4 protein-coding genes are annotated in these 19099 nt (G+C 64.8%); 2 read left to right on the top strand and 2 right to left on the bottom strand.

What is annotated here, in order from left to right:
• Positions 1-175: 175 nt before the first annotated feature.
• Complete coding sequence (locus BPNPMPFG_RS21850; protein WP_258590737.1) at positions 176-1612, top strand: amidase; 1437 nt, start codon at positions 176-178, stop codon at positions 1610-1612.
• Positions 1613-1705: 93 nt separating this feature from the next.
• Here the strand turns inward: BPNPMPFG_RS21850 and BPNPMPFG_RS21845 are convergent, their stop codons facing one another.
• Both BPNPMPFG_RS21845 and BPNPMPFG_RS21840 read right to left on the bottom strand, forming a co-directional pair.
• A complete protein-coding gene (locus BPNPMPFG_RS21845) occupies positions 1706-2950 on the bottom strand; it encodes a M24 family metallopeptidase (protein WP_258590736.1) in 1245 nt (414 codons plus the stop codon).
• A 378-nt stretch (positions 2951-3328) separates the two neighbouring features.
• A complete protein-coding gene (locus tag BPNPMPFG_RS21840) occupies positions 3329-3895 on the bottom strand; it encodes an invasion associated locus B family protein (RefSeq protein WP_258590735.1) in 567 nt (188 codons plus the stop codon).
• Positions 3896-4128: 233 nt separating this feature from the next.
• Between BPNPMPFG_RS21840 and BPNPMPFG_RS21835 the strand changes: the two genes are divergently transcribed.
• On the top strand, positions 4129-19026 hold the full coding sequence (locus BPNPMPFG_RS21835; protein ID WP_258590734.1) for an inverse autotransporter beta domain-containing protein: 14898 nt from the start codon (positions 4129-4131) through the stop codon (positions 19024-19026).
• Positions 19027-19099 lie beyond the last annotated feature (73 nt).

Raw genomic sequence — 19099 nt, 5'->3', positions numbered from 1 at the left:
GGGTTAGGGGTGGGGGTATTCGTAGGGCGAAAACCTCGGCTTCCCCAGTGCTCTGGTCCCTATATGGGAGAAGGTGCCGGCAGGTGGATGAGGGGCGGCGCCAACGTTGGCCCGAAGCGATAGCCCCTGGCCCTCAATGGGCGACGTTGAGAACATTGAAAATCAGGAGAGAGACATGGTCACCGACAGTCTGCTGAAAACCTATGCCGAGTCCGACGCACTCGACCTGGCCGGCCTCGTGCACAGCGGCGCGGTCTCGCCGGCCGAGCTTGTCGAGGCGGCGATCACGCTGGTCGAGCGGTTCAACCCGGCGCTCAACGCGGTGATCCATCGCCTCTACGACATGGCGCGCGCCCAGGCCGGGACGGTCGACAAGTCAGCGCCTTTCGCCGGCGTGCCGTTCCTGCTCAAGGAGCTGGCCTCGTCCTGGACCGGGGCGCCGAACACCAATTCCTGCTTCTACCTGAAAGACGTCGTCGCCGACTTCGACACCGAAGTGGTTCGCCGCATGAAGGCGGCGGGGCTGGTGCTGGTCGGCAAGTCGAACGCGCCTGAAAATGGCTGGTCGATCACGACCGAGCCAAAACTCTACGGCGTGACCAAGAACCCGTGGAAGGAAGGCATCACGCCCGGCGGCTCGAGCGGCGGTGCCGCCGCTGCCATCGCCTCGCGCATGGTGCCGATCGCCGAGGCCAGCGATGGCGCCGGCTCGATCCGCATCCCGGCCTCCTGCTGCGGCATCGTCGGGCTGAAACCGTCGCGCGGCCGCGTCAGCCTCGCGCCGTTCGGCGACTATTGGTATGGCGGCGCCTATTTCCTGTGCTGCTCGCGCACCGTGCGCGACACCGCGGCCTATCTCGACGCGGTGGCCGGCGCGCTGCCCGGCGATCCCTATACGCCGCCGGCCCCGAATGGTTCCTGGCTCAGCCTGTCGGCGCGGGCGCCGAAAAAGCTGCGCATCGGCTTCTCCGTCACGCCGCCCAACGGCACGGCCATCGACCCGGAGGTCAAGGCGGCGGTGCTGGCGACCGTCGCGGCGCTCGAGCGGCTCGGGCACCATATCGAGGAACACGACATGCCGCTCGACGCCGATGCGGTGTGGAAGACCTACACCAACATGACCTGCGTGCAGACGGCGGCAACGTTCGACTATCTCCAGACAGTGATCGGCCGGCCGGTAACGCTTGGCGATGTCGAGCCGGTGACCTGGGCGATCATCGAACGCGGCCGCGCGACCGGCGGTATCAGGCACATCTCCGACGTCGAACAGTTGCGGCAGGCCGGCCGCGACATTGTCGGCGACCTCAACGCCTACGATCTCTTCATAACGCCGACACTGACACAGCTGCCGCGCCCGTTCGGCTATTACGACATGTCGGAAACGGATATCGACCGCTACAACGCCAAGTGGGCGGATTCGGTGTTTGCCTTTCCCTTCAACATTTCGGGGCAGCCGGCGATCTCGCTGCCGCTCGGCTGGTCGAAAGGCGGCGTGCCGATCGGCGTGCAGCTGGTCGGCCGCTATGGCGACGAGGCGACCGTGCTGGCCGCATCTGCGCAGCTCGAGCAGGAGATGCCGTGGAAGGATAGGCGGCCGCCGGTGAGTGGTTAGGGGCATGGCAAGGGAAGGGCGGAGCGGAGAAGAGCCAAGCATCCGCCCTCGCGCGCCGTAGAGCGCTACCCCTGCAGGGGAACAGCCCCCTCGCTATCCAATCCTCTCCAGCCGCCTAGGCAACCGATTCATCGCCACTGGCCCATCCCTTGTGATCAGGAACTGATCCTCGAGGTTGAAGCTGGCGAGACCGTCAATGTAGAGCGGGATCTCGAAGGCCAGCACCATGCCGGCTTCGATCAAAACTTCGCTGCCGGCCGCGATGAACGGCCATTGCTCTGAGAACACCGACTGGCCGGCGCCATGGCCGAAATGGCCGCGGCGATAGGAGCGCAGCCCTTGCCGGGCCAGGCTGTCGGTGGCGACGCGATGCACTTGGGCCAGCGAGGTGCCGGGGACGAGCTCGGCCAGCCCATCCTCGAAGGCCTGCTCGGCGATCGCATGCAGCTCGGCCTGCTCGGGGGATGGCGGCCCGAAGGTGAAGTTGCGCGACATGTCGGAGGCGTAGCCGCCGACGGTGCAGACCATGTCGCACTTCAGCGGATCGCCGGGAACCGCCTTCGCATCGGCGCCTTTGGCCCGGGCGCCCAGCGTCACATATTCGGCGGTTGTGACCGCATGCGACAGGCCCGCAGCTGCCGTGGCAACGCTGTCCCGGTAGAGGGTAACGAGATCGGCCTGGCGCATGCCGGCCATGGCATCGACCTGCAGCCGCTCCAGCCCGGCCTCCGACAGGATGATGCCCTGCTGGAGCAGGTCGATTTCGCGTTGCGATTTCACCGCCCGCAGCCTGTCCAAAAGCGGCGCGCCGTCGACCATCGAACAGCCCGGCAGCATCGCCTGCATGATGGAAAAATCGGCGGCGGCAATGAAATCGAGATCGACGCCGATCGTCGCATGGTCGAGCCCAAACCCGGCGAGGATATGCTTCAGCTCACGGACGGAATTGGCCAGCTCGAACGTCGCCGGCCGGGAAAAATCAGGCGCTCGACCGGACGAAGTCAGGCCTGCCTCTATGCGCTGCGCCAGCGCATGGGCGGATGTCGAGGCATCGAGCGTCGCGGATTCGATCCAGATCGGATGGCTGCGGACCATGGCGTCCGGCATTGCCGCCTGCAGCTGTGCCATGTTGAAATCCGCCACCACGATGCCGAGCGGCAGGTCTTGGCCAGCCGGGATGACGACAAAGCCGGCGCCCGCCCGCCGGAACAGTCCCGCCGGGCCGATCCAGGCACCGGTCGCATAGTGGAACGCTTCGGGCGCGCTGAGCACCAGCGCCGCGATGCCGGCGCGGTCCATCAGTTGCGTCGCACGCTCGCGGTCGACAAAGCCTGTCATTGATGGTCTCCGGATATCAGAGGTGGCAACGGAGCATTCCGGGTGTCGACAATCAAGCGGCAAGATGCCGGGCAAGCGGCGGCTGCGGGGTGTGCATCCGGACGTTGGCGCTGCCCCTCACCTGCCTGCCGGCATCCTCTCCCCGTATAGGGACGGGGAGAGGGCGCTCTCATAGATGATTTCGCCAATTGTCAGCGCTGTAGAAAAGGCGCCGTCGTTGCGGTCAGCCCCTTCTCCCCGTCACTATACGGGGAGAAGTGCCCGGCAGGGCGATGAGGGGCGGTGCCGACTTCGGCGATTGTCTCCGCTACAACCAGGAAACTGTCGTTGATGGTCTGAGGTGATTGCCCTGGCTGCAAGAAACAGCGAACGAACCCGCTACTTGATCGATTCCAGCTTGGCGACGGCCGCCTTGAAACCGGCCAGCGACACCGGAATGGTGACCGGCTTGCGGGTGACCGATTCCATGCCGATGTTCAGATTGGTTCCCGACTTCATGGCCTTGATGAGGTCCGCCGACAGCGGCGTGGCGGCATAGGCGCCGTTCTGGTCGCTGGTCTGGATGGCAAGGGTCGTCTTCTGGCCCTGGTCGATCTGGAAGGAGGCGCCGGACGGCAGGAACAGCCCGTGCGGCAGGGCAAGCAGCATGGCCAGGCCGCCATTGCCGCTGTCGCGCCGCACGGTCACCGTCAGCACGCGCTGTCCGGACTTGGATTCGGTCAGGTTCTGCGACACCTGGCATTGAAGCTCGGCGTTCGCCGAGCCGCTGGAGCAGTTCACCGCCCACGGATTGGCATCGGCAGGCTTTGGCTGTGCCGGCTTGGCATCTTCGGCAAGGGCCGGTCCAGCAGCCGACAGGACCAACGCCAGCATGCCGAGCCGGATGATCCGCCGAAACCCGACGTCGCGGGCTGAAGCAAATGCGTTGTGGTCCTTATCCTGCATGTCTTCCTCGCGCCTCGAAAGCCGTTTCCGGCAAGGCCTTGATACAATACTCGAGGCTCGTCAGGAAGCTGCGCACCGGCTAAGCAAGCCGGGAAAGTTGTTGTGACTTTCCTGCCACAACAAAGAATTTTGGCGAAGAATCGCAGACCTCAAAAGAATCAGGGCTCGCTAAACAATACAATTCGCGTAACAATTCACACGCGGGACGTGCAGTCCCAAGGGACTCGCCAGGGATGGGAAAAACCGAGGGCACTCGGCTGGGTGGTGGGACGATGGCGCGTGGGGAGGATTTCCGCGTGCGCGCCGGCTATCGCCGTTCGCAAATTGCCAGACAGCTTTGGAAGACGACGGCGCTGACGACGCTGGCGCTCGGCCTTTCGGGCATGGCTGCCCATGCCGACCCGAACGGGCTGTGGCAGCCGCAGGTGCGCGCCATCATCGGTGCCGACAACAATGGCGGCAATGCAGCGCTGGAAGGGTTCATCCCGCTCAAGCAGACGGCCGAATCAGTGCTGTTCCTGGATGTCCGGGCCAAGCACGATTTCAAGGACGGTTTCGGCCAGGACGTCGGCCTCGGCATTCGCCGCATCGTCAACCCCGACCTGATGATCGGCGGCTACGCCTATCTCAATGTCGAGAACTTCAACAGCAACCAGTTCACATCAGCCACGCTCGGCGCCGAGGCGATCACGCCGCATTTCGACGCGCATGTGAACGTCTATCTGCCGATCAAGGGCGACTACAGCGATCGCTCGACCAGCTCGACCCTGTCGATGGTCGGAAACCAGCTGCTCGAGCAGGTCTCGGTGCTCGATCATCGCCAATACGCGGCGTGGGGCATCGAGGGCGAGGTCGGCGCGCAGGTGCCGATCAACCTGCCCGACAAGCATTCGCTGCGGGTGGATATCGGCGCCTATCACTTCGAGGATCCGCACGGCGACGACCACAGCGTCACCGGCGCCAAGGCCGGGTTCGAATATACGATCGGCGACGTCTTCGGCAGCAACACCTCGCTGGTCTTCGCCGGCGAGGTCCGCGACGACAATCGCGACCACACCCAGTTTGCCGGCAGCGTCCGGCTGAACATCCCGTTCAATCCCGGCCATGGTTCGGACAATGCCGACAATGGGGCCGACGGCGGACCGGAGCCGGTCTATCCTGTCAGCGAAGGCCTGCGCAAACGCGTCAACGAACGCGTGCGCGGCGATGTCGGCGTCAGGATTCAGTCGCAGGACGTGAGCGGCGGCTCGACGACGCGCGTCGCCATCAACGCCGCCACCAACGCGGCCTTCGGCAAGTTCTATTTCACCGATGGCCACAACAACCCGCTCGGCACCGGAGCGCTCGGCGACCCGACGACGCTGGACAATGCGGTGACCAGTGCCGGCGCCAAAGGCTTTATCGTCGCGCTTGGCGGCAGTGGCAACATCACCACCGGCGGCGTGACGCTTGCCAATGGCCAGACCATCATCGGCGGTGGCGGAAGCGTCACCGCGAGGCTGTTCAACGGCAGTACCGGCACCTTCAACCTGGGCGGCAGCAACGGCACGATCCAGGACACCAATCCGGCCAACAACGTCATCACGCTCGGCAATGGCAACACGCTGAGCGGCATCACCATCACCGGTGGCGCCGACGGCATTTTCGGCAACAACATCACCGGTGCCACGCTGACCAATGTCACGGTGACGGGAGCCGGTGGCAATGGCGCCGACTTCACAGGCACCTCGACCGGCATCACCGGCTCCAATTTCACCTCGACCGGCAACGGCCTCGACGGCCTGCACATCGAAGGCGACGGCACCTACAATTTCACCGGCACGACGCTGTTGCAGGGCAATGGCGACGACGGGCTCGATGCCACCGGCCATGGCACCTACACATTCGCGACGCTCAACGCCAAGGACAATGCCGACCGCGGCATAACCGTGCAGGGCACCTCGACATCGGGCAGCTTCACCACCACCGGCGGCACCGTGTCGGGCAATGGCGGCACCGCCGTCTTCATCGATCCGATCACCGCGCATGTGGTGCTGGATTCGATCACCCAGGCCGGCGGCACATCGGGCGTCGTGCTCGATCATGTCTCGGGCAGCTTCACCGTCAACGGTGCGACGACGATCTCGAACACGAGCGGACCGGCGATCGCCATTTCCGATTCGCCGGCGGCGATCCGCTTCGGCGATATCGCCATCTCGGCACCCGTCGGCGACGGCATCTCGTTTGCCGGCGTCAATGCGGCGGTGGTCGCCGGCAACATCGTCATCTCGGGCCTCGGCGTCGGCACCGGCCTCGACTTCTCCGGCAGCCAGACCAATTTCACCGCGCAGTCGCTCAACATCACCGGCACCGGTGCCGCCGGCTCGATCGGCATCGATCTCTCAGCGCCGAGCGCGGGCGGGGCGACGATCGTCATCACCAATGGCGGTGCGATCGCAGGCGTCGACACCGGCGTGCGCTTCGGCGTTGCCGGCTCGCTGGCCAATTCGGCCAATGCCGCGTTTACCTTCGGCGGCGGTTCCATTGCCGGCATCAGCGCGTCGCTCGATGCGCGCGGGCTCAACCAGACGCTCGGCCACTACGCGTTCGGCGCGACCACGTTCACCGGCCCGCAGCTGTTCGACACGCAGAATGTGATCTTCGTCGGCGCCTCCGCGACCGGCTCGGGCAACGGCTCCTCGCTGCTGGACCTGGCCTCGATCGCGACGGCCGATGCCAACACCGCTGCCGACGCGATCTTCGTGCTGGTCAATCGCGGCACGGCCATCGACGCCGCCGGCGGCTTCTCGCTGAGCGCCGGGCAGACACTGGCCTCGTTCGGCAACGGGCGGACATTCTCGCTCGGCGGCATCCCGGTCAATGTGACCGGCGACAATATTTCGCACACCAGCGCCATCTCGGATGCGGGCGGCGCGGCGACGCTGACCGATTCTGGCAGCGGCGATGTCGTCACCCTGGCCAACAACAGCTCACTGCTCGATTTCAACATCGCCGGCGGCAGCGCCAACGGCGTCCACGGCAGCGGTGTCAGCAATGTCACGATCTCCGGCCTGAGTGTTGCGGGCGCCGGTCTCGATGGCCTGCTGTTCGACGGCACCAACAGCGTCACCGCCAGCAACCTCAATTCCAGCAACAATGGTGGCGCCGGCCTGTCGATCCAGGGCGGCGGCACCTACAATTTCACCGGTACGACGACGCTGTCGAACAACACCGGCAACGGCCTGCTGATCAACGGCAATGGAACCTACGGTTTCGGGACGCTCAACGCGACCGGCAATGGCGGCAATGGCGTCAGCGCTACCTCGACGGGTGCCGGCAAACTGTCGACGACGGGCGGGACGATTTCCGGCGACGGTACCTCGGCCTTCTCGGCAACCAACATCCAGCTTGGCGTCACGCTGGCGAGCCTCAGCCAGACCGGCGGCACGACCGGTATCAGCCTTTCCGGCGTCAGCGGCACCTTCACCGTTTCCGGCGCGACGACGATCGCCAACACCACGGCTGACGGACTCTCGATCAGCGCCAGCGCGGCGACGGAGCATTTCGGCGGCACGGTCACCATCACGTCCCCTGGCGGCAACGGCATCGCGCTGAATGGCAATTCCGGCGCCGTAACGTTCGGCGATGTGAGTATCGGCCAGCCGGGCCTGAACGGCATCGACGTTTCGGGTATCAACGGCACGATCGGCTTCGGCAACATCGACATCACCGGCCTGCCCACCGGCAGAACCGGGCTCGACCTTTCGGGTAGCCGCTCGACCTTCACCGCCACCTCGCTCGACATCGCCGGCGCCGGCAGTTCGACCGGCATCGATCTTTCCGGCACCACCGGCGGCTCGGTGACGATCGGCACCGGCACCATCTCGGCCGGCACCGGCGTGCAGATGGGCAGCAATGGCGCGGCCGCAACCAGCGCGAACACCGCCTTCTCGTTCGGCGCGGCCGGCGGCGCGTCGATCACCGGGACGACGGCTTCGCTCGACATGCGCGGCCTGAACCCGGGCAGCGGCACCTATGCCTTCAACGGCACGGTGCTGAACGGGCCGCAGCTCTACGACGTCGCCAATGTCATCTATGTCGGCGCGACCAGCACGGGCCTCGGCGATGGCTCCAGCGCCAACAATCTGATCAATGCGGCGGCGGCGGACAAGCTGACCACCGCTGCCAGCACGATTTTCGTTCTGGTCAAGACGGCGAGCGTCCAGACCACCGACACCGACGCCGACGGCTTCACGCTGGCCAACGGCCAGTCGATCGTTTCCTTCGCCAATGGCGGCACCGTCACGCTGGGCGCGCCGCCCGCCAATGTCACCGGCACCAACATTGTGACCGGCACGACGCAGGCCGATCCGTTCGGCTTCGGCGGCGCAACGCTCAGCAACACCGCGGGCAACACCGTCGATCTTGCCAACGGCAACCTCGTCAAGAACCTGACGGTCAGCAGCTCCGGCTTTGCGATCGACGGAACGGGCAGCAGCGGCGCGACTATCGGCGGCGTGACGATCAGCGCTGCCACGGTCGGCCTTTTGCTTGACAGCACCACCGGCATCGTCAACGTCAACAACCTGACCATCCAGAGCGCGAGCCAAACCGGCATCGCGCTTGTCGATTCAAGTGCGACCGTCAATTTCACCGGCAACACGAAGATTACCGGCGCCGCCAATGTCGCGCTGCTCGCCAACAATTTTGACGGCACGGCCACTTTCGACGATCTCGACATCACCGGCGCCAGCCTTGGCGTCTCCGTCGTCACCGGCTCGAGCGGAACCTTCACCTTCGGGGCCGGGAGTTCGATCGCCAACACCGGCAGCAGCGCCTTCTCCATCGCCAATTCATCGGCCAACGTCACCTACAACGGCACCATCAACCAGACCAGCCAGGCAAGCGCGGTGAGGGTCTCCTTCCTGAACGGCGGCAGCGCCACGTTCGGCGGCGCGATCACCGCCAGCACAGGTGCTGCCACCGCGATCAACCTGACAAACAACACCGGCAGCACGATCAGCTTCAACGGCGGGCTCAACCTCACCACGACGACCGGCATCGGCTTCAACGCCAGCGGCGGCGGCACGGTCAATGTCGCGGCCGCGGGTACCGAGTCGATTACTACCGGCACCGGCCAGGCGATCAACCTCGACGGCGTCACCATCGGCTCCGGTGGCGTGTCGTTCGACAGCATCTCCACCGGCGTCACGACTAACACGGCGCTGAATTTCAACATCGTCTCGGGCGGCACGTTCTCCGCCGGCGATGTCAGGGTCAACGGCACTGCTGCCGGCATCGGCGGCCTTGCGATCAACGCTTCGTCGGCGAATTTCGCCATCGCCAATCTGGTGACGACCGCTGTGGACGGCACCGATGTCAGTCTGACCGGCAACACCGGCACGATCGGCATTGGCGGCACCGTCGACAATTCCGGCACAGGCAACGGCGTCGTCATCTCCGGCGGGAACGCGGCCATCACCATCTCGGCCGATATTTCCAGCTCGGCAAACGACCCCGGTACAGCCGTCATTATCGACGGCATCACCGGTGGCTCCGTGACTTTCACGGGCAACGTCAACTCGACCGGTACAGGCAATCTGTTTGAGATCGGCACAAACGCGGCGCCGACCGGCGGCACAATCACCTTCTCGAACAGTGCCCTGAGCGCGACGGGCGGCGGTAGCGCAATCGTCAACGGACTTGGCGCGGCGGCAACCCTCAACGTCAACGAACCGCTTTACGTTACAGACGGCATATTTGGCGGCCTGCTGCTCTCCAACATCGCCGGCCATGCCACCTTTGGCGGCAACGTGATCATCGAGGGCTCCAGCCCGACAATCGTGGAGTTGACGAATACGTCCGGCACGGTCGCGTTCAATGGCTCGACATTGGTGAACGCCAGCGGCGGTTCGGCTATCCTTTTCTCGGGCACCACGTCCGGCACGGTCAGTTTCGCCGATCTCGACATAGCGCTTTCAGCGGACAACACGACCGGCATCAGCTTCGCCAATGCCGTGGTCAACGGCACCATCACCGCGCGCGGTTTCGACCTGACCAGCGACAGCTCGACCGGCACGACGGCGGTCAACCTGTCCAACACCACCGGCACCGGCACCATCCAGCTCGGCGATCCCGGTAACCCCGCCACTGGGGTCTCGTCCACCATCGGCGGCAGCGGCAATGGCCCCGGCATCGGCTTCCAGTTCAGCAGCACGACCGCGGTCAATTTCATCTATGGCGACGGCGAAGGCGTGGCCGACAAGCTGTCGACGATCAAGGCGGTCGACATCCTGAATTCGACCGGCGGCTTCCCGACGGCCGGCACCTACAATTTCAAAGATGTCGACGGCGCCCATGGCGGCTTCATCGGCGACATCTCCGAAGCGCAGGGATCGACCATCTATTATGTCGACCAGAACGGCACCGGCGACGGCACGGCCGACAATCCAGGCTCGATCGCCGGCGCCGAAGCGTCGGGCGCCAAGATCATTGCGCTGATCGACACGTCGGTGAACGGCACCAGCAATTTGATCAACATGATGCTGGCGCAGCAGACCGGCGCCGGCAACAAGACGCTCAACCTCGCCGACGGCCAGATCCTGATCGGCCTCAAGGCCGGCGATTCCATCGACACCGCGCCCTATGGCGGCGTTGGCGGCGTGCTCGGCGGCAACTTCAAATTCAGCAACATCAATTCGTCGAGCATCATCGACGCGCCGGCCGGTGTCGACAGCGTGCTGCCGACGCTGACGACGGCGAGCGGCAACACGGTCGACTTCACCGGCCGCGCCAGCATCGACAACGTCATCATCAGCAATACCGGCACCGGCATCGGCGTGTCCGGCACCGCCATCACCGAAGTCGTGCTCAACCGGGCGACGATCGCCGGTGGCGGCGGCGGTGCGCTGTCGCTCGTTGACGGCGTGGCCAACAGCGAGGTCGCGCTGTCCAATCTGGTCCTCTCGGCCACAGGCGGCGCCATCGCTTCGGTCAACGGCACGGCCGGCACCGGCACCCTGAAGGTTAGCGCCTTCTCCGACATCACGCTTCTGGGCAACAAGGGCGAAGTCGGCGGCTTCTCGCTGCAGACCGTCGTTTTCGACGCCAATGCGGCCACCCCCGGCATCGACCAGGTCGACGGCGGCACCTTTATCGCCGGCACATCGACGAACCGCGTCGGCGGCTATGGCCTGGTCCTGGGCGCTGCTGCCGGCGATCTCAAATTCGACACAACCAATGTCGCGGTCAAGACCGCAACCAATTCGACATTTGATCCGGGGGGCACCGCTACCGCGGTTGGTCTCTATGTCAGCGGCGCGGCCAACAGCAGCGTCGACTTCGGCACGGCCACGCTCAACATCGACGGCACCGGCGCGCTCGCGAGCCGCAGCGATGCTCTGCTCGCGCAGATCGGCACGGGCAACCGCGCCGGCTTCTCCGGCGTCGTCACCGTCAACACCGTCCAGGCCGAAGGCCTGCACTCCGATTTCCTCGGCACGCTGTTCTTCGGCGCGGCCGGCAACACGGTGACGACCACCGGCCAGCCGGCGATCTCGTTTGCCAACACAAGGATTGAAAACGGCTCGGGCGGCTCGGCGCAGTTCGGCGCCATCAATTCGAGCGGCGGCGGCCAGAACGGCATTTATCTCTCCAACATGGCCACTTCACCGACGCTGCTGTTCAACGGCAAGGTGACCATCGACGGCACGACGTCCAACGCCATCCAGATCCAAAACGGCAGCCTCGTCGCGACATCGGTGACTTTTGCCGGCGCGGTCTCGATCACCAATGCCACCGGCGGCGGCGTCATATGGCAGCGCGCGGCCGGCAGCACCGACACGCTGACCTTCTCTGGCGGCCTCTCGATCCAGAACAGCGGCGGCACCGGCTTCTCCGCCGACCGCGGCGCGGTGGCGCTCACCGGCGTCAACAATGTCACCACCACCAACGGCACCGGCGTCAGCATCAGCAACGCCAGCGTCAGCGGCGGCTTCACGTCGGTCAGCGCCAGCTTCGCCGCCGGCAGCGGCATCAATCTGCAGAACCTGACCGGCACGCTCGACCTTGGCACCGGCACGCTGACCAACACCGGCGCGGGCGCCGCCTTCAATGTCGGCTCGGCCACCAATTTGAGCGGCGGCAACGCGGTCATCTCCTATGGTGGCACCATCGCCAGCAACGGCACCGGTGCGGCGGTTTCGATCCAGGAACTCACCGGCGGTTCGGTGACGCTGTCGGGCAATCTGACCGACGGCAATGCCACGGCTGGCGGCAACATCGTCGTTGCCAGCATCGACAACGGCACCGCGGCAACGGTCACCTTCTCCGGCAGCAGCAAGCAGATCAAGTCAGGCGCGACCGATGCCGTCAGCCTGACCGGCAATCCGGATGGCAAGATCGACTTCAGCGGTGGCGGCCTCGACATCACGACGACGACCGGGGCGGGCTTCGTCGCGCTCACCGTCGGCAACGGCCTTGGCATCGGTAACGGCAGCCTCACTGTAACCGGCACCAGCAACACTATCGCTTCCGGCGGTGACGGACTGCTGGCGGCTGTTACCAACATCGGCGCTGGCGGCATCGCCTTCGACAGCATCACGTCGGTAGCCACCGGTGGTGGCGGCGGTGTGGTGCTGAACAGCGTCGACCTCGCCGGCAATGTGAACATCGGCGGCCTGACCAATACGGGCGCAATGGGCGTCACGGTGTTCGGCGTGACCAACGCCGTGGGCAAGTCCGTCAACTTCACCGGAACGACCAATATCGACGTTACCGGGATTGGTCTTAATTTCAGTGGCCAGCTCGGCACGGTGAACATCGCCAATGTCGCCGGCTCCAGCCTGACCATCGACGGCGGCTCGACCGGGATTTCGTTCAATGGCGTGATGGGTGGGTCCGTCAACATTGGCGGCAACACCGGCAGTGCCAGCATCGGTGCGACGACAAGCACCATCGACCGGGCCATTGCGCTCGACGGCAACACCGGTGGTACGCTCAACTACAACGGCTCGATCAACGTCAGCGGCGGCAGTGCGTTCGCCGGCAGCGTGGTGGGCGTCACCTTCTCCGACCTGGCCACCCTCAATCTCGGCGGCTCGGTCACGTCGACCACGACCTCGACGGCCTTCGACTTCGCCGGAGCCGATGGGACGTACACGATTTCGAGCACCATTGCGCATAGTGGCGGCGCCGGCGTCGCGGTCGACGGCTTCTCGGATGGCACGATCACCTTCTCCGGCACGTCGAAGACGTTCAGCACCTTCGCCAACAATGGTGTCTTCAAGGCCGCCGGCATCGGCACCGGCACACTGTCTTTCACCGGCGGTGGCCTCGGCATCACCACCACCAGCGGCGCCGGCTTCACCGCCAGCACCTTCGGCGCCGGCACGGTCAGCATCACCGGCCTCAACAACACCATCGCCACGACGACCGGAACCGCGCTCAAGCTCGACGGCGCGACGATCGGTGCGGGCGGCCTCAACTTCAGCTCGGTCTCCGTCAATGGCGCGGCGACCGGCATCGCGCTCAACAATGTCGGCGGTGGCGGCGTCATCAATCTCGGCGTCGTCGACCTGCTGGGCATTACCTCGCGTGGCGTCGACATTTCCGGCACGTTGGGTACGTCGCTGAGCGCCGTCCGCCTCAACATCGGGCTGGGCGCCCAGAACGCCATCGGCCTCGATCTCAATGGAGCGGCTCTCGGCACAAGCCTTATCTCGGCCAGCGATTTCGATGTCGCCGGCGGCGGTTTTGCCGGCACGCTCGGCATCGACATGGCCGGCACGACGGGCGTGGGCACGATCCAGCTCGGCGACCTCGTCAACAACAATCCCGGTCCGGGAGGCCAGACCTCGACCATCAGCAATGTCGCGCAGGGCGTCCAGTTCTCCAGCACCACCAATGCCCAGCTGGTGTTCGGCGACGGCCAGGCTCCGGCCGAATCGTCGATCGCGACCTTCGGCGGCGGCCAGGTCATCCATGCTACCGACAGTTTGCCGACCAACGGCAGCTACAATTTCAACGACGTCAATTTCACCGGCGACACGTCGAACCTGCAGGCGATCAGGGTCTACTACATCGACGCCGTCGGAACTGGCGACGGCAGCTTCGCCAATCCGGGCAGCGTCGCGAATGCGGAACTGTCCACCGCCAATGTCTTCGTGCTGATCGACAAGAACGTCGACACGAACCAGGCGACCATCAACATCGGCAACAGCTCGCTCGACCTCAAGGACGGGCAAGCGGTGATCTCGTTCAAGAGCGGCGATTCGGGGATCGACGTCGCGCAGCTCGGCGTCGGTGGCGGCCTCGGCGCGCCGGCCTCCTTCCACTTCACCACCATCCAGGCATCGACGGTCGTTTCGAACCCCGGCGGCCTCGACAATTCACGGCCGATCCTGGCCAGCAACGGCGCCGGCGCGACGATCAACCTGCCGACGACCGGAACCGGCACCATCACCGCCGGCGTCCAGAACGTCACGGCCATCAACAGCGGCAGCGGCGCCGGCATTTTCGTCAATGCCGGGCTGGCCTCCAGTTTCGTGCTGAGGAACAACGACATCACCGCAGGCGGCGCGGCGCTCAGCCTCGGCACGACGGGCGGCACGGTCGACATGCTGCAGCTTGGCATCGACGGCAACATCTTCCAGCGCACCAGCGCCGGGGTGGCCGTCTCGCTCAGCGGCCAGAACCTGTCCTCGACCACGAATTCCATCCTGGTCAATTCGTTTGCCGGCAACACGGTGACCGGCAATGGCACCGGCGGCGGTATCCTGTTCAGCAATGTCAATTTCGGCAACGCGGCGGGCGGCACGCTGACGGTCGGAACGCCCAGCACACCCAGCACACGCGTCCAGGGCGACGGCCTGAGCTTCATCAACCCGACCGGCACCTTGAACTTCACCACGCTCGACATCGCCAACAACAACGGCACCGGCCTGGTGGTCAACACCAAGGGCGCGGGCACGACCTTCGCGCTGAACAACACCGGCGGTGTGGTCGACACCACGGCGGGCACGGCATTCAATCTCGATCCGCTTGCCGTCAACATGACATTTGCGAGCGTCACCGCCAGCGGCGGCGCCAGCGGCATCATCTTCGACGGCGTTGCCGGCACCTTCACCGTCACGGGCGCGACGACGATTACCGGTACGTCGGCCTTCGGCATCGATGCCATCAACACCAACACCGGCACCTTCAATTTCAACACGATGACGATCGACAACCACCTGACGACCGGCGGCGGCATCCGTGTCGCAACCGGTACGCTCAACGTCACCGGCCTCGCCAACATCGATACGGCTGCCGGCATCGGTCTCTCGCAGAGCGGCGGCACGACCAGCTTCGTCAACGGCCTGACCATCGACACCACCAGCGGCACCGGAATTGTCGGAACCGGTGGCACGATGGGCATCACTGCCTCCGCTGCCGCCGAGACGGTCAATTCGACCGGCGGCCAGGCGATCAATCTCTCGGGCGTTGCCGCCACCATCGCGCTCGATACGACCTCGTCGGGCGGCGGCACCAACAATGTCAGCCTGACCAATGTCACCGGCACGGTCGGCCTCGGCTCCGGCGCACTGAGCGGTGCCACGGGCGCGTCGTTCAATGTCGTCGGCGGCACGGCCACCGTCACCTATGCCGGCAACATCACCCAGGCGAACAACGCCGCCTTGGTCAGCGTTTCCAGCGGCAACACCGGCTCGCTGACCTTCAACACCGGCAATTTGTTGGCGACCAATGGCACCGGCCTGCAATTCGACAATGCCGATGGCAGCTACAATTTCAATACGGTCAACGGCGCGACGACGCTGACTGGCGGCGATGCCGGCATCGACATCCTCAACGGATCGGGCGGCACCTTCAGCTTCGGCCCCGGCGTCTCGATCACCAGCCCCAGCGGCACGGCTTTCAACGTGGTCGGCGGCACCGCCGCCGTCACCTACAGCGGCAACATCACGCAAGGCACGCCCGGTCAGGCCATGGTCAGCATTTCGGGCGGCCACGCCACCGGCACGATCACCTTCCAAGCCGGCATACTTTTCGCGGGCAGCGGCACCGGCCTGCAGTTCGACAATGCCGATGGCATCTACAATTTCAATGGTACGACGATGCTGAATGGCGGCGATGCCGGCATCGATATCCTCAACGGGTCGGGCGGCACGTTCAGCTTCGGCACCGGCACCTCGATCACCAGCCCGACCGGCACCGCGTTCAATGTGGTTGGCGGCACGGCAAGTGTCACCTACAGTGGCAACATCGCCCAGGCGAACAACGCGGCCCTGGTCAGCGTTTCGGGCGGCCACGCCACTGGCACGATCACTTTCCAGACCGGCACGCTGTCGGCGACCAACGGCACCGGCCTGCAGTTCGACAATGCCGACGGCACCTACAATTTCAACGGCACGACGACGCTCAATGGCGGCGATGCCGGCGTCGACATCCTCAACGGCTCGGGCGGCACCTTCACCTTCGGCAGCAATGCCTCGATCACAAACCCGACCGGCGTCGGCTTCCTTGTCGCCGGCGGTACTTCAAACGTCACTTACAACGGCACGATCAGCAAAACCCTGGCGGCAGGCAAGATCGTCGATATATCCGGGGTCACCGGCGGCACGATCACGTTGGCCGGCAATCTCACTGCCACTGGCGGTTTCGACAACGGCATCTTCGTCCATGCCAACACGGGCGGCACCTTCAATTTCAACGGCGGCACCAAGACGCTGACCACGGGTGCCTTTACGGCGGTCAATCTGGTGACCAACACCGGCGCCACGATCAACTTCACCAATGGTGGCCTGGCGATCAACACCACCTCAGGCATCGGCTTCAATGCAACTGGTGGTGGCACGGTCAACGTGACGGGCAGCGGCAATACCGTGCAAACGACAGCGGGCGGCCAGATCCTGAACTGGAACGGCGTGGCCATCGGCGGCAGTGGCGTCACTTTCGCCACGCTGCAGTCGACCGCCTCGATTACGGGCCTTGACGCGATCAATCTGACCGGGGTCAGCGGCGGTACCTTCAACGGCGGCGCGTTGAGCGTTGCCGGCACCACGACCAGCGGCGACGGAATCGAGATCAACGGCTCCAGCGCGGCATTCAACTTCACCTCGGCGACGATCGCGGCGACCGCCGACAACGGCATTTTCCTCAGTGGCGCCAACGGCGCGGTGACCTTCTCGACGGTGACGATCAACGACACGGGTCAGGCCGGCATGAGGATCGACAACAACACCAATGCGGTCAACGTGAACGGTGGCTCGATCGGCGCGACGAATGACCCGACCGGCGTCGGCGTCGACATCAATGGCGGTTCGGGCAACGTCACCATCGCCGCGACCGTGACGAAGACCACCGCCACCTCCCCCGTCAACAATGTCGTCCAGGTCAGCGGCCGCACCGGTGGAACCGTTACTTTCAGCGGAACCCTGAGTGCCGGTACCAGTCTCAACAACGGCATCGATGTCAGCAACAACACCAGCGGCACGATCACCTTCTCCGGCGCCAACAGCACGTTGAGCACCGGAACCTTCACCGCCGTCAACCTGACCAACAATGGTACTGCGACGGTCAACTTCACGGGCGGCGGCCTGGCGATCAACACCACCAGCGGCACCGGCTTCAACGCCACCGGTGGCGGCACGGTGACGGTGCAGGGCACCGGCAACACGATCACATCAACCACAGGCACGGCGCTCGATGTCGAGAACACGTCGATCGGCGGCGGCAATCTGGTGTTCCAGAGCATTTCGTCGAATGGTGGGTCGGCCAACGGCATCATCCTGGTCAATACCGGCACGGCAGCAGGCAATGGCGGCCTGCATGTGACGGGGAATGGCGCCAATGTTGGCGCGACCGGAGGCGGTGTCATCGCCAACAAGACCGGCGCCGACGGCAGCACCACGCAAGGCACCGGTATCTTCCTCAACGGCACGAAGGACGTGCAGCTCAACGGCCTGCAGCTGAACGATTTCGGCAACTTTGCGATCCGCGGCAACAACGTCACCGGCTTCACGCTCGACCACAGTGTGATCAACGGCAACAACGGCACCAGCAACAGCTTTGCCGACGCGCTGGCGGCCTTCGCCAATGTCGGCGAGGATGCCATCCGGCTGACCAACCTGCTGGGCAGCGGTGCGATCACCAATTCGAACATCAGCGGTGGCTACACCAACACGATCATGGTCGAGAACAACACCGGCACGCTGAACCGGCTGACGATCGACCACTCCACCATCGGCGGCCGGACCAACAACGGCACCGGTATGAACGACGCCATCAACTTCCAGGCCGACGCCGGCAGCACGGCGATGAACCTGACTGTCAGCAACAGCACGTTGACGACGGCACGGGCTGCTATTCTCGCGGCGACCGGCGCGGCAGGGACCCACCAGGACATCAAGTTCGACAACAATACGGTAACGAACAATCACCCGTTGATTGTCGCCGGCGGCGGTCTCGGTGTCGATATCGCCAGCCTCGGCAATGTGACCTTCGACATCTCCAACAACACCTTCGACATGCATGCCGCACAAGGCGGCACCGGCATCAAGACCAGCGTCATCGAAGTCAACAAAGGCAGCGGCAGCGGCAATTCGACGTTCGACGGCACGATTTCGGGCAACACGATCGGTGTCGCCGGTGTCGCCCATTCGGGCAGCGGCCTCGGCTCCAACGATATCGACATCAACAGTCAGGACGCCGGCACGTTCACCATCGCCATCCTGAACAACACGCTCACGCATTACGACACTGCGGGCATACAAATTACGCAGGGTCCTGGCACCAGCACGATCAATGCCACGGTGCAGGGCAATATTACGAGCAACGGCGATGCGAACGCCTTCACCGGCCTCTATGTTGTCGCCGGCGTGGGCCTTGCCGGCGACAATGGCGTCATCAACCTGCTGGTCGGCGGTTCCGGGGCCCAGCGGAACGATTTTTCCAACGGCGATCCGGCGGATGGCAGCGATGTCTTCCTGCAGCAGAGCTCGCCCGGCACCTCGACGTTCAACCTGTCGCGGGGTGGGTCCGGGGCCCCAACGGCCGAGCAGGTCGTCACGGACGACAACCTCAATCCGGCCACGACAACCGTGGTGACGTCCGGAACGATCAACCTCGTCAACACGGTACCGCCGCTGCCGTAATTCTGTTGCGCGACAGTAATGCTGTCGCGCATACACAAGATTCATATCGACTTTTCGATCCGATCTGTCATGT

The sequence above is a fragment of the Mesorhizobium sp. AR07 genome, assembly GCF_024746815.1.
In the GTDB taxonomy this organism is placed as follows: domain Bacteria; phylum Pseudomonadota; class Alphaproteobacteria; order Rhizobiales; family Rhizobiaceae; genus Mesorhizobium.
Note: the sequence above shows the minus strand (reverse complement) of the source record. Positions and strands in the feature narration are given on the sequence as shown.

Coding starts and splice junctions, on each gene's coding strand:
- BPNPMPFG_RS21845 (WP_258590736.1), bottom strand. CDS start 2,950: ATGACAGGCTTTGTCGACCGCGAGCGTGCGACGCAACTGATGGACCGC.
- BPNPMPFG_RS21835 (WP_258590734.1), top strand. CDS start 4,129: ATGGGAAAAACCGAGGGCACTCGGCTGGGTGGTGGGACGATGGCGCGT.
- BPNPMPFG_RS21850 (WP_258590737.1), top strand. CDS start 176: ATGGTCACCGACAGTCTGCTGAAAACCTATGCCGAGTCCGACGCACTC.
- BPNPMPFG_RS21840 (WP_258590735.1), bottom strand. CDS start 3,895: ATGCAGGATAAGGACCACAACGCATTTGCTTCAGCCCGCGACGTCGGG.